At 32.9% G+C, this 12,824-nt stretch carries 12 protein-coding genes; all 12 read right to left on the bottom strand.

Annotated features, from left to right (window positions below; all coding sequences use genetic code 11):
* Positions 1-2 precede the first annotated feature (2 nt).
* The 12 genes from RC62_RS18395 to RC62_RS18340 all read right to left on the bottom strand — a co-directional run bounded on the left by RC62_RS18395 (position 3) and on the right by RC62_RS18340 (position 12,824).
* Entirely contained in the window at positions 3-1,520 is a 1,518-nt protein-coding gene (locus tag RC62_RS18395) for a phytoene desaturase family protein (RefSeq protein ID WP_055097708.1), read from the bottom strand.
* 1 nt (position 1,521) lies between these two features.
* The gene (locus RC62_RS18390) at positions 1,522-5,202 is read right to left on the bottom strand and encodes a 1-acyl-sn-glycerol-3-phosphate acyltransferase (RefSeq protein ID WP_055097706.1); all 3,681 of its coding nucleotides are present in this window, start codon (positions 5,200-5,202) and stop codon (positions 1,522-1,524) included.
* Positions 5,203-5,328: 126 nt separating this feature from the next.
* Positions 5,329-6,510 (bottom strand): DUF2062 domain-containing protein, encoded by a 1,182-nt coding sequence (locus tag RC62_RS18385; protein WP_055097705.1) that lies wholly within the window; start codon positions 6,508-6,510, stop codon positions 5,329-5,331.
* A 19-nt stretch (positions 6,511-6,529) separates the two neighbouring features.
* Positions 6,530-7,015, bottom strand: coding sequence for a hypothetical protein (locus tag RC62_RS18380; RefSeq protein WP_055097703.1), 486 nt, complete (start codon positions 7,013-7,015; stop codon positions 6,530-6,532).
* A 2-nt stretch (positions 7,016-7,017) separates the two neighbouring features.
* Positions 7,018-7,389: a 3-hydroxyacyl-ACP dehydratase gene (locus RC62_RS18375; protein ID WP_055097702.1), complete on the bottom strand. Its 372-nt coding sequence runs from the start codon at positions 7,387-7,389 to the stop codon at positions 7,018-7,020.
* A 6-nt stretch (positions 7,390-7,395) separates the two neighbouring features.
* Positions 7,396-8,010, bottom strand: coding sequence for a porin family protein (locus RC62_RS18370; RefSeq protein WP_055097701.1), 615 nt, complete (start codon positions 8,008-8,010; stop codon positions 7,396-7,398).
* A gap of 34 nt (positions 8,011-8,044) precedes the next feature.
* On the bottom strand, positions 8,045-8,680 hold the full coding sequence (locus RC62_RS18365) for a hypothetical protein (protein ID WP_055097700.1): 636 nt from the start codon (positions 8,678-8,680) through the stop codon (positions 8,045-8,047).
* Positions 8,646-9,272, bottom strand: a complete 627-nt coding sequence (locus RC62_RS18360) for an outer membrane lipoprotein carrier protein LolA (protein ID WP_055097698.1) — start codon at positions 9,270-9,272, stop codon at positions 8,646-8,648. The genes RC62_RS18365 and RC62_RS18360 overlap by 35 nt, the downstream gene beginning before the upstream one ends.
* Positions 9,273-9,390: 118 nt before the next feature.
* Complete coding sequence (locus RC62_RS18355; RefSeq protein ID WP_245176845.1) at positions 9,391-10,089, bottom strand: polysaccharide deacetylase family protein; 699 nt, start codon at positions 10,087-10,089, stop codon at positions 9,391-9,393.
* A gap of 80 nt (positions 10,090-10,169) precedes the next feature.
* Positions 10,170-11,231: a beta-ketoacyl synthase N-terminal-like domain-containing protein gene (locus RC62_RS18350; protein ID WP_055097695.1), complete on the bottom strand. Its 1,062-nt coding sequence runs from the start codon at positions 11,229-11,231 to the stop codon at positions 10,170-10,172.
* Positions 11,228-12,430, bottom strand: a complete 1,203-nt coding sequence (locus RC62_RS18345; protein WP_055097693.1) for a beta-ketoacyl-[acyl-carrier-protein] synthase family protein — start codon at positions 12,428-12,430, stop codon at positions 11,228-11,230. Before RC62_RS18345 ends, RC62_RS18350 begins: the two co-directional genes overlap by 4 nt.
* 136 nt (positions 12,431-12,566) lie before the next feature.
* The gene (locus RC62_RS18340; protein ID WP_017496902.1) at positions 12,567-12,824 is read right to left on the bottom strand and encodes a phosphopantetheine-binding protein; all 258 of its coding nucleotides are present in this window, start codon (positions 12,822-12,824) and stop codon (positions 12,567-12,569) included.

Here is a 12,824-nt window from a genome sequence, read left to right as displayed (position 1 = left end):
TTTTACTCAGATGCTTTATTTATTTTAGTTACTAAATATTCCTTTCCAAGAATTTCTGAACAAGTTACAACAGCACCAATTGTTACACCTAAAACTCCGTGCATGTTAATACTTTGACCTGTAAGATATAAATTATCCAGTTTGGTTTTTGACGGAATCAATGTTTTCATAGGATTATTAGAATCTTTAACATATCCATACATATTGCCATTGTCGCCCCCAATATAATCTCGGTAAGAGAGTGGAGTTGAGGTATGAACTGATTGAATGCAGTCTTTAATTCCGGGAAATTTTATTTCAATTTCATTTAAAAATTTAGCTGCTTTTCTCGTTTTAAATTCTTCATAACTTTCTCCACGATCATTTTCATCAACCGTTGTATTAAAAGTTTCGATCCACGGGGCAACATCATCGTATTTCATGTAAGTTATAAAAGTCATTCCTTCGGCCCATTCTTCTTGTTTTTTTGAAGCATTCATAGAAGCCATAAACGCTTTTGGCCAGGAATTCTCATCATAATCATGCGCCGTCCAGACTTCGCTGCTTTTCTTGAAATGGTAATGATTGTGGTTGATGTATCTGAAAGTTTCCGGTTTAAAAACAATGTATAAACTAAACGCCGAAATAACGCCTTCCAGGCTCTGCACTCTGCTATAAAATGATTTTCTAAAGTTTTCTTCACCCGCCAGTTTTAGCGTAGTTTTTGGTTCTATGTTCGAGATAAAATAAGAACCCGAAACCTGAGTTCCGTCTTTCATATCTACCGAAGTTACTTTTTTATTTTCAACATTAAATCGGGTAACTTCTTTGTATTTATAAAATTCGCCACCGTATTTTTTAAGCTGTTTTAAAAGTTGTTTCGTAATCTGACTTCCGCCATTAATACAACGCCATGAACTTTGAATGTATGAGTTTACAGAAAGGGCATGAACATAAAATGGTGATTTATCCGGAATACCGGCATACAAAAAATTAGAACCGGCCAAAACGGCTTTTAATTTTTCATTTTGTGTACATTCCTCAATTGTTTCTTTGGCATTAAGTGCCAGAATTTCGTTATCATATTTTCCTTCCCATTCTAAATTATAAAGCGGAAAACATTCGCAAATTGATTTTATTTTTTTGCAATAATCCTCGATGTTTGCTTTTTCATCAGGGAAAAATTTTACCAGCTGATTGGCAAAATTATCATAACCCTGCGCATGAGGATATTCGTTTTTATCATCTTCAAAAGAGATAATGTCAAAACCATTTTCATCTAATCTTTTCAAATTAAGATGGTCCATGATTCCTAAATATTTGAAATATTTATATAGATTTTGATCTTCTCCCAAGCCTCCTATATAATGAATTCCGGTATCAAAAATAGTTTTATCGCGTACAAAAGTTTGCAGGTTTCCACCGTATTGATTGTTTTTTTCAAGCACACAAACGCTATAGCCTTCTTTAGCCAGAATAATTGCTGAAACTAGTCCGCCTAAACCGCTGCCTGTAATGATGACATCGTAATGCTCTTTCATGCTAATTTTTCTTAAATACGATTATAGAATTTTCTTCTGAAACAGATTCAAAACCTAAGTTAATTAAAGTGTTTTTTAAACCTGGATTATTAATTAAAATAACACAAGAAGTTGTCGAAATTATCTTTTCAAGATCCTCTTTATAATTTTCATCAGAAATTAAAACAGCATCATATTTGTTTTCTAAAGCCAATTCAATATCGTCCGGATAAGAGATTTTTCTCTTTTTAAGGAAATAATTTGTTTTGGCAACCAGTGATTTTTCTTCATCGGCAATAAAAGAAAATACTTTTCGCTGTGGTTCCTGCAAAGTCAGTAAAACATTTAATTGCCCATAATCATTGGCTAAATGTAATATTTTGGCTTTCGCCGAAAGATATTTGTTGAGATTATAATAAGTTTCTAAGTTATGTTGCAAATCTTTTTTTACGCCATCGATAATTTCAATTTCTTTATAATCATAACTATGAATAAGCATTTTTTTGAAATATTCCGGACCTTCTAATTCCTGACGGATTTTATGAAATTCTTCTTTAAAATAAGCACTTAATAGTTTTGTTCTTTCGGCATAATTTTTACCAAAAGAAAGATTATCCGGCGAAATCCTTTCTAAAATTGAAAGGGTCAGATAACTATGATGAATGACAAAATCGCCTTTTGGGATTGCTTCTGAAGCACCGTGAATTAAAACAGGAACAATATCCAGATTAAATTCCTCGGCAAGATAAAAAGCACCTTTGTGAAAACGATTAATCTGATTGCTTTCTGAGCGCGTTCCTTCCGGGAAAATCATTAATGAATATCCTTCGTTTACTTTTTGTCTCAAATGTTCAACGCCGCCTTCAATTCCTTCTGAAACCGGATAAAATCCTGCTTTTCTAACGGTGCCGCCAAAAATAGGAGAGTTGTAAACCCAGTCGTTTACCAGAAAGATAATTTTAGGACTCAGCATTCCCATTGCCAGAATATCGATAAACGAAGAATGATTGGCAATTATGATGGCTGGTTTTTCGAAATTTTCATTAAACTTATTAATGACTTTTTTATGCAAAAACGGATTTGAATACAATACGGAATTCATAAATTTTGAAATCACATAGCGGAAACCTTTCATTTTTGATTTTTCATTTATCGGAAGAATCGGCATTATCGTTATGCTGAAAAGCGACATCAAAATACCGCCAAGTCCGTAATAGGTAAACGAAATAATACCGTGTATAAACGTGCGCAATACAAAAGGTGGATTTCCTTTTTTCGCACGATTGGATATGAATAATTTAAAGAGAATCGGGTAGAAGATAAACGTTATGATTAGTGCCGCAAAAACCCCAATTAAAGAAACAGAAGAGATAGATCTCAATGCAGGATGACGCGCAAAAATCATCGCTCCAATTCCTAAAATAGTGGTAATTACTGCCAGGATTATAGAAGTTCTGTAAATTGCAATTTCGTTTTTGCCGGTGGTATATTCTTTTTGAAGTGCGCTTGTCATGAAAATACTAAAATCGACGCCATGACCAAAAATCAACGTACAGACAATCATGCTGAAAATGTTCATTTGAATACCAAAGATTCCCATAATTCCTGCCGTTACAATTCCGGTTAAAGCAATTGGGATACAACTTACAAGGACCAATTCCAATCTTCTGAAAAAGAAAAACAAAATCAGGATTACAGCAACAAATGAATAATTGACCAGCGAATTAAAATCGGTTTTCAAAGTGCTGAAAAATGTTTCATTCATTTGCTGACGATCAATCGCAATCAGATTTTTTTTAGCTGAAGCCGATTTTACAAAAGCATCTCGTTGTTCCGGAGTAACTTTTACCAAAGTAGAAATAGTGAAAAACCCATTTTTTTCGGTCACAAATTCCTTCAATTGTAAAGCCTGAATTTTTAAATAATCTTCAGCAGAAACAGGTTTGAAATTATAATCTAAATGGTCGTAAAAACTAGAATAAGTCGTTGGCTTAAAACCGAGTTTTGAACCTTCGGCAATTAATTCAGATTCTAAAACTTCTTTTTTATTGACATCCCAAAATGAATTCCATTTATTAATTTTTTCCTGTTGTGCAGCCTGCGAAAGCATAATCCCGCCAACGGAACTAAAATTTAATATTTTGTTGGTTTGTTTTTCCTTTGATAAATCGGCAAAAAGCTGGCTGTTATTTTGCAAAACTTCCTCCATACTTTTTCCGTATGAAGCCACATAAATTGTTTTTGATGTTAAACTCGTGCTTTCTTCCAGATCTTTTTCGGCTGCTTTTATTTCTTTGGGAACAAAATTCAATTGTGATAAATCATTATTAAAGCCAACATTATTATAAGTGAAGCAACAAATAATGGTAATTAAAACACAAAATCCAATCAGGAATTTATTGTTATGAAAAGAGAAATGAGCCAGTTTATCAATCACATTTTTCTTGTGATCAAAATTATTTTCTTTTGGTTTATATAAGTGCGGAACAATCAAAAGCGAGAAAAATGCTGAAGCCATCACGATTACGGCAGCAAAAATCCCTAAGTCATTTAAGGCGTCAGATTTTACAAAAAGCAAACATAAAAAAGCAACCGCCGTTGTGGAGCTGCTCATAATTACGGGCATTGTAATATCTTTGTACAAGGTTTTTACATCACTGTTATGTTTGTAATGCGTGAGAATATGTATCGAATAATCGATTGTGATTCCTAATAAAATAGATCCAATTCCTAGAGAAATAGCAGAGATTTGTTCTTTGACAAAATATAAAAAGGCCACAGCAAACAAAGCTCCAAAAACTGTTGGAAGAAAAATGATCAACGGAATTAATACTTTTCTATAAAACAAAATCAAGATCAGCATCAGCGTAATCATGGCGATAGTTGTCGTTAAGATAATATCGCTTTTAATTTGATTGGCATTCGCAACCGCAATCAAAGCCGAACCAAAATAACTTATCGAAGTTTTGTTTTTGAATTTCTGATTTAGATTTTCCTGAATCGATTTTAGTTTATTGGCAAAAATGGTATTCTTTTCCGTTTCGCTTGATGGAAGATTTGACGTAATAAAAAGCAGTAATTTCTTTTTGTCCTTCGTCATTACAAAACCATTGTTGAGTGTAAAATCATCACCAATATTTAATTGCTGTAATTTTTTTAAGGCAATAAAAGAAATCCCAAGCGGGTCTTGCAGAATAAAATCTTTGGTTACAAATCCTGATGGAGAAATAATCGACTTGTAATTTCCCTGAACTGTTGCTGCAATACTGTCTTTTTGAAGTTTGTTTTGAATGGCAGCATAATCTTTGTTTTCCAGAAAAAGAGGTAAATTGCTGTAAACAAAATCTATGGTTTCCTGAATATTTTCTTCGTCAATTTTTCCCTGAATTCCGGTTACATATGGTTTGCAGGATTTAGCAACACTATCAGAAAATGCGGTTGCCATTTCTTTTAAATCTTCTTCAGAACCGTTTTTTTCGAGTTTGAAGATAACAGTGATTTTATCAGCAAAGTTGAGTTGTTTCAAAACCTTTGCTGTAACATCAGACTTATCGTTTGTTGGGATAAGTTTTGTAATATCTTCTTCAAATTTAATTCGGGAAGCAAAAAAGCCAAAAGCAAATAGCATCAAAAAAGCCAATACAACCGATAAAGTTTTTCGTCGGTTTACAAATAAGTGAATGGCGTAGAAGTATTGATGCATAATTATTTATTATTGTTTTTGCCTGTGTTTTTTTCGCCACGAATTTCATAAATTTTTACTAATTGCTTCGTGTCTAATTTAAAAATGTTTAAATCATTTTAATCCTTTTAATCTGTGACAAACCATTTAATCACTGTTTTTCTTAGAACTAAAAACCGTTAAAAGTAAATAACTTATAAAACCAACTGACAGCGCCAAAACGGATGCTAAAATAAGACTTCCCACGATATATTGTGTAGCATTTTTTTGAATATCATCAAGTGTAACTGAGCTATCTAAAATTAATGGCACATCATTCGATACAAAATAACTTCCCATTTTTAAGGAACCGTATATTACAAAAGGGATAAAAGGCGGAAAACTCACATTCGAAGCCAGATAAGCAATGACTTTATTGAGCCTGAATAAAGCAGCGAATGTAAAAAGCAAAACAGTTTGAAATCCCCAAAATGGAGAAATCCCTATGAAAATACCCAAAGAAATTGCCGCAGATTTTTTGAAATTAGAGTCGGAACTTTCTAAAATATCTTCAAGGAAGAATTTTTTAAAGCCTTTTTTTTTTGCTCTTCTAAAGAAGTCCCGTGGTTTGATGTACAACAATGCGTTGATGACCAAAACGGTATTTAAAATACTGATTCGGGTAAAATCCTTAAATGGCCTAAAATGAGAAACACGTTCTGCAGGATCATACAAAATCTGAATCGGAATGTTTTTAACCAAAATTCCCTTCCAGGCAGAACGAACAATTACTTCAATCTCGAACTCAAATTTATTGGTATAAAATTGCTTTGGAATCAAACGCAAAGGATATAATCGAAATCCGGATTGAGTATCTTCCAAGACAATTCCGGTTTCGAACTTAAACCAGAAATTCGAAAATTTATTTCCAAAACTACTTTTCTTTGGTACATTTTCCTGTGTCATATTCCGGCTTCCGATCAAAAGAGAATTGGGTTCCTTTTGAATTTCAGCAATAAAATTGGGAATATCAGATGCAAAATGCTGACCATCAGAATCGATCGTGATAGCATATTCAAAATGCATTTCGATTGCTTTTCTAAAACCATTTCGAAGCGCCCTTCCTTTTCCTAAATTCTTAGGATGGTGAATTTGGGTAAGTTCTGAATATTGTTTTAAAATTTCGCCGGTTGTATCTGTAGAACCATCATTGACGATGATAATATTTGTAGTAAAAGCTAAAATAGAATCCAGCACTTTTTTCAACGTTTTGTGATTGTTATATGTTGGAACAATAACACAAAAATTGGTCGAATTAAGTAATTCCTGCTGAGATAAAGTTGGTTGCATTGGGGATTTTTTTCTTTACCTACTTCACAAATTGCTTCTCTTTTTCAGAGAAACTCTTTGATTGCAAAACAAAGTCTTTTAGATAGTCTTTCAAAGCACCACTTTGTTCTGTGTAATGTGTAGTGATGAATTTTTTATCTTCTTTGATATTTTTTTTGTAGCCCGTAATTCCAGGAACATCTTCCTGAATACTCAATCGAATCATTCTGATTTCGATATTGTTTGGATCGCTTTTTAAAGTAGCTTCAAGAAGTTTTGCGCCTTCTTTAAAACGGGAAATTTTGCTGCCTATTAAATTCTCAAATTTAGAATCTACTAAAATTGAAGCTGCTTTGTAAGCCACTAAAATTTTCTCATCGTTGTTTGAAATTCCAGAAAGTTTTTCTGTAAATTCTTTAGCGTTTGTTTCTGATTTTGCAACATCAGGATAGATCTTTCGGATAGAAGCCAAATCCGGATTTCCTGCAAAATTTATCCATAGAAGTAATGACAATAGTAATTTCATAATTATAGTTTTTTATACGCATTGCTTAATTTTAAAGCAACGGTATCATTAAAATATGTGGTGTTTTTCACCTTTACCAAATCATCATCTGTGGTTGTTATGTCAAGTTCCAGGCGCAATTCCGGATTCGTTTCCGGGTTGATTAATGCCATGAATTTTACATTCGTAAGCGTTTGAATCATTAAAGTACTTTTAGTAATCGACTCTGTAAGTTCTTTAATAATCTGAATCATGCAAACGCCCGGCATAATTGGGTTTCCAGGAAAATGACCTTTAAAAACCTCATGATTGGCATTAACTAATATACGAATATTATATTTAGCATCTCCTGTTTTTTCTTCTGAAAGAACTTTATAAAAGTCTTTTAATACCATATTTTTCTATTTTACTTTAAAAGTATAACTAATACCAATCTGGAAAACCTGATTCAAAATCAGATCATTATAATAATATCCTTCATCATCATAATCAATCCCGTCGTAACCATAAATATCAATCAAACCTTGTTTAAATCGTGCTTCAAAAGTCAATCCGTTTGGTAATGTATATCCTAATCCGGCAACGATAGAAAAATCAAAATCGATTGGATCAAAACCATAACGACCAAAATTATCACTTGTTTTAAAATCTGCTGAAGGTCCCGCTAAAATATGAAAACCTTTTCCGCCAAAGTTAAATTTAGCAACAGCACCCAGCGAAAGATAATCTAATTCATATTTTGCAGGCGTGCCGAAATTTGGGTTTTGATCATCAAAATATCTTCCTTCAGAACCTTGTCTTGAATATGTTAATTCAGGCTGAAGTGTAAAATATTTATTGAATTTAATCTCCACTAATCCACCAACATAAAAATCAGATTTTAAACCATTATCATCAATGTTGGACAAGCTCGAAAGCGTTAAACCTCCACGAAGTCCCGGACTAACAGTTACTTGTGCATTTGAGGTTATAAGACCTATAAATAAAACAAAAGCAATTACAGTTAATTTTTTCATTTTGGTTTGATTTAAAGTTTATGATTAGTTTAATTTATTCAGATTTAAAATAATTCAACTCAATTTTCAGCTTAATATTCTGATGGACAATCTCAATCTTTTCGGCAAAAATATTGTTTTCTGAACTAAATGTCAGTGTAAATTTTTCTTTTGTTTGAGACGAATGAACAACTTTCTCTAATTTCTGATTCTTTTTTGAAATGAAAAGATAATTATCGCGTTTTCCATCTTTCGATTTATAGATGTTATCTAAATCATTTTCAAATTGTTCCTGAATCAGATATTCTTTTTTTAGCAGTAATCTAAAATCTTCTTTCAGTGTATTAATCAGGATTTTTCGATCTAATTCTGATACAATCGAATTGACTTTGAAATCGGTATCTGATAGTTCAAAATCCATTAATTTGTTTCCAAATTCCGTTGTAAAAACAATTCGGTGTGTGGTGTCGTTTATTTTCTTGGCAATGAAAATTCCGCTGATTTCATTTCCGTAAACTGTGATATTCGTTTTATAAACATAATCTGTTTTTGAATCTGAAAAATAGGGAACTTCATAAGATGTCTTTTCTAGTTTTTTTGGAGTATAATTTTTTGTGACCGAGCCACAAGAAATTAAAACCAGCGCCAGAAAGCAATTAATTATTAAAAACTGAATCGTCGATTTTTGCATTGATCACTTTATTTTTAAGTACAATTCTGGTATAATCTTCAGATGATTCTAATAGCTTTACCTGAATCACGGTTGCTTCTTCTTTATCAAAAGTAAGTTCGATTTGTTTGATGTATTTCTTAAGCGTAGCATCTTTGGGAACAAATTTCGCCAGGTTTTGACCTTTTGATTTAAAGTACGAAATCGTAAATTCTTTGTCGTCAAACATATTTCCGCTTACGCTGCCAACGATTAATTTATTAATTCTGCCAAAGATTTTGCTGTTGCCAATATCAACCGCACTTTTCTTCCCTTCGTCATTAATCAGGATTTTTCCGTTTTTAAAAACAATGCTGTAATTGTATGGTTTTTTGTATTGCCATTGCAAAAGAGCTGGTTCTTTGAAAATCATTTTTCCGGAAGTTTCAATGTCTTTCGATAAAAAATCCAGGTGTTTATACTGAACAAAATCAGTACTTAAGGTTTTGATTTTTTTCGACACTACATTTACATCTTGCTTGAAAGCTGCAATTTCAGCATCTGTCATTTTTTGTTCCTGAGCGAACAAACTGCCTGATATAAATAGAATTAGTAGAGCTATTTTAGTTTTCATATTTTGTTAGAAATTATGCTTTAAAATTTTTTTGCCACAGATTAAAATGATTACCACAGATTATTTCTTTTATAAAATCTGTTTTTATCCGCGTCTTCGCGTAAGCGAATCCGTTTAATCAGCGTTCCATTTCATAAGCTTTAAGATTCAAAAGTTCTTCTATCGAAATCACTTTATAATTGTTTTGCTGTAAAAATTGCAAAAACTGTTCCAATACTAAAACCGAGTGCGATGCCGTGTCGTGCAAAAGTACGATTCCGCCGGGAGAAATACGTTTTATAATGCGATTGAAAATTAATTTCTGATTTTTTGTTCCGCCATCAAGCGATCGAATATTCCAGCCAATCACTTTATGTCCGGTTCGTTTCAAAGCTCTTCTGATCGATGGCGTGGTAACTCCGTAAGGCGGACGGAAAAAGTTTATTTTTTTTGAAGTGAATTTTTCCAGAAGTTCATCTGTCTTTTCGATTTCTTCCTTTATTTGTAGAGCATTATAAAAATCAAAAAATTTAGAATGAGAATACGAATGATTACCAACCAAATGACCGTCGGCAATAATTTGTTTTAAGATTTCAGGATATGCTTCGATATTTTTTCCAATGCAGAAAAAAGTGGCTTTTGCATTATATTTTTTCAGAAGTTCTAAAACCTCTACAGTAAATTCGCTTGGGCCATCATCAAAAGTTAAGGCAATTTTTTTCTCCGTTTCTAACGGATTATTGCAGAAAGCTTTTACATGATAATTAGAAGAAATTTTCGAAGAACCAATAGCATTAATTCCTAACCAGATCAAAACAATTGCGATAAACCATATCAAGTTAATTGCTGTATAAAAGTTCAGAAGAACGAGTAAAAGCAATAAAATGAGAAAGAATAACGAAATGTTTTTATGCGTTATCATTTTGAAAGTAACGTAAAACTATGATTTTTTCCGTTTAGTTGATTGTACAATAAAATGGTTTTATAAACTGGTTTTAGAACCGAATTTACTTTTATGATTTCCGGAATTTCCTGAGTTTTTAAAATTTTAGCTGCCATCCAAAAAGCAAAAGCAGATGCTGTATCATATTCACCGCTTAAATGTTTGTAATACAAAACAGTTGTATTTGCGAAAGCATTTTCAGTAAGATTTCTGTAATAATTTTCGAAATTTACGTTTCCGTCAAAACCTAAAACTAAAGCATCAATATCAGAAATTTCTAAATTATTCGATTTCAAAAACGATTTAACTTCAGATTCAATTTCGTTTTCTTCAAGCGTATTTACAATTGCAATATCCAGAACTTCTGCATATGTAGTGTCTTTCTTTTCATTTTCTAAAACAAAAAAGCTTGCACCTTCACCATAAACAGCTCCACTTGTTGTAGAAGTCAAAACATCATAAGGCGCTTTATTATCTTCTTTTATACGTCCAGAAAGTTTAAAAAGGGCGGTAGTATAATCTCCATTTTCATCAACTCCGCCTATTAAAACCGATTGTGCTTCGTCTTCTTCGATTTGCATTTTAGCATCTAACAAAGCCGATTCAAAAGAAACAGCGCCATTTACATACGTAAAATTATAGCCTTTGCATTGTTGTAACAAAGCAATTTGTGCACCAACAGTATTATGTGTAGATTGAATAAAAGAGGTTGGTGTTAAAAATTCTTCGTTATTATCGAGAATGCTTTTCAGGAATTTTTCAGAATCTTCGATACATCCTAAACCCGTTCCGGTAATGATTGCATCCACTTTTTCGACATTTGCATCTTTCATGGCCAAAGCCGAAGCAACAATTCCGTTTTTTACACCTTTTGCCATTCTGCGGCTTGCGGCAGGAGAAATGTATTCTTTGTAAGCCGGCGGAACTATCGCCAATACATTTTGATCATGATTGACAATCGCTTCTTCTAAAAAAACAGTATCAAATGTTTTTTGAGTCGAAATACAGCCTACTCCATTTATATATGTTTTTTTCATGCGTTTTTTGAAAATATAAGGGTTGAACAATTTCCTCCAAAACCAAAAGAATTGGATAAAACGTGTTCGATATTTTTATTTTTTGCGGTAATTTGAGGTTGCAGATCAAATTCTTCCATCGGGTTTTCGAAATTCAAATTTGGATAAACCACATTGTTTTGAATCGCCAAAACACTATAAACAGCTTCAATTGCTGCTGCTGCTGCTAATGTATGTCCGGTAAAAGGTTTTGTAGAACTAAAATCAGGCACTTTCTCATCCTGATAAATTCTCAATAAAGCTCTTCCTTCAGACAAATCGTTGTTAGGAGTTGCCGTTCCGTGTACGTTGATATAGTCAATTTGAGAAGGTTTTAAGCCCGAAACTTCAAAGGCTTTTTTCATCGCTAAATAAGCACCATCTCCATTTTCCGATGAAGCAGTTTGGTGAAAAGCATCGTTTGCATTTCCGTAACCAGAAACACGAGCCAGCACTTTTTTGTTTTCTTTAGCCACAATCTCATCCGATTCTAAAACCAAATATGCAGCTGCTTCGCCCAGGTTTAATCCTTTGCGTTCATTGTCAAAAGGTTTGTTGAAATCATCTGATAAAATCATCAAAGTCTTGAATCCGTTTATCGTGAATTTTGCCAAACCATCGGCTCCGCCCACAATCACGCGATCTAATTTTCCGGTTTTAATTAATCTGGCACCCAACATAATCGAGTTGGCTGCAGAGGAACAAGCCGTACTAATAGTCGTAACCATTCCTTTTAAACCCAGTTCTTCGGCAATTTTCTCCGCAACATCACCACCATCATGACAGGCAATATATTTTACCAGTTCAGGATGTTTGAAATAATCGTAATAATGTCTTTCGGTCATGTCCATTCCGCCTACACTTGTAGCCGAAATAAGTCCGGTTCTAAATTGATTTATCGATGTAATTCCTGCATTTTCAACAGCTTGTTTTGCTGCCAAAGTCGCGATCATTGCAGTTCTGGAAAAGTTATTATCTTCAGTAAGATTTAATTCAGCAACCAATTCTTCATTGGTTTTTTTGATTTCACCTACTTTAATAACATCCGCGTGAACTGTCGAAATATTTGTGATACGGGAAATCCCAATTCTATTTTCGATTAACGAAATATAATTTTCTTCGACTGAATTTCCAATCGAAGAGATAATTCCCATTCCCGTTATTGAAACACCCTTTGTCATTTTAGATTTATGATTTTAGATTTTAGATTCTTAGAACTTTGTCAAAGTTTTAAACTTTGACAAAGTTGACGGATTTTTAAATATTTAGATTTTAAATTTCAAGGAAATCTAAAATCTGAACTCTAAAATCTACAATCTATTTAGTTCTGTTAGCGCTAATATAAGCTGCCATAGTTTCGATCGACTGGAAAATTGTTTTTCCTTCTTTCGGGTCAACTAATTTAATTCCGTAATCTTTATCTAAAATCACAATTAATTCAAGTGCATCAATTGAGTCTAAACCTAAACCATCTCCAAACAAAGGATCGTTATCAGCAATGTCTTCGATTGCGATATCTTCAAGATTTAAAGTAGTAATGATTTTGTTTTTTAATTCTTCTTTTAATGCTTCCAT

It is taken from the genome of Flavobacterium aquidurense (assembly GCF_001404985.1).
In the GTDB taxonomy this organism is placed as follows: Bacteria; Bacteroidota; Bacteroidia; order Flavobacteriales; family Flavobacteriaceae; genus Flavobacterium; species Flavobacterium aquidurense_B.
This window is presented reverse-complemented; position numbering and strand designations above follow the sequence as displayed.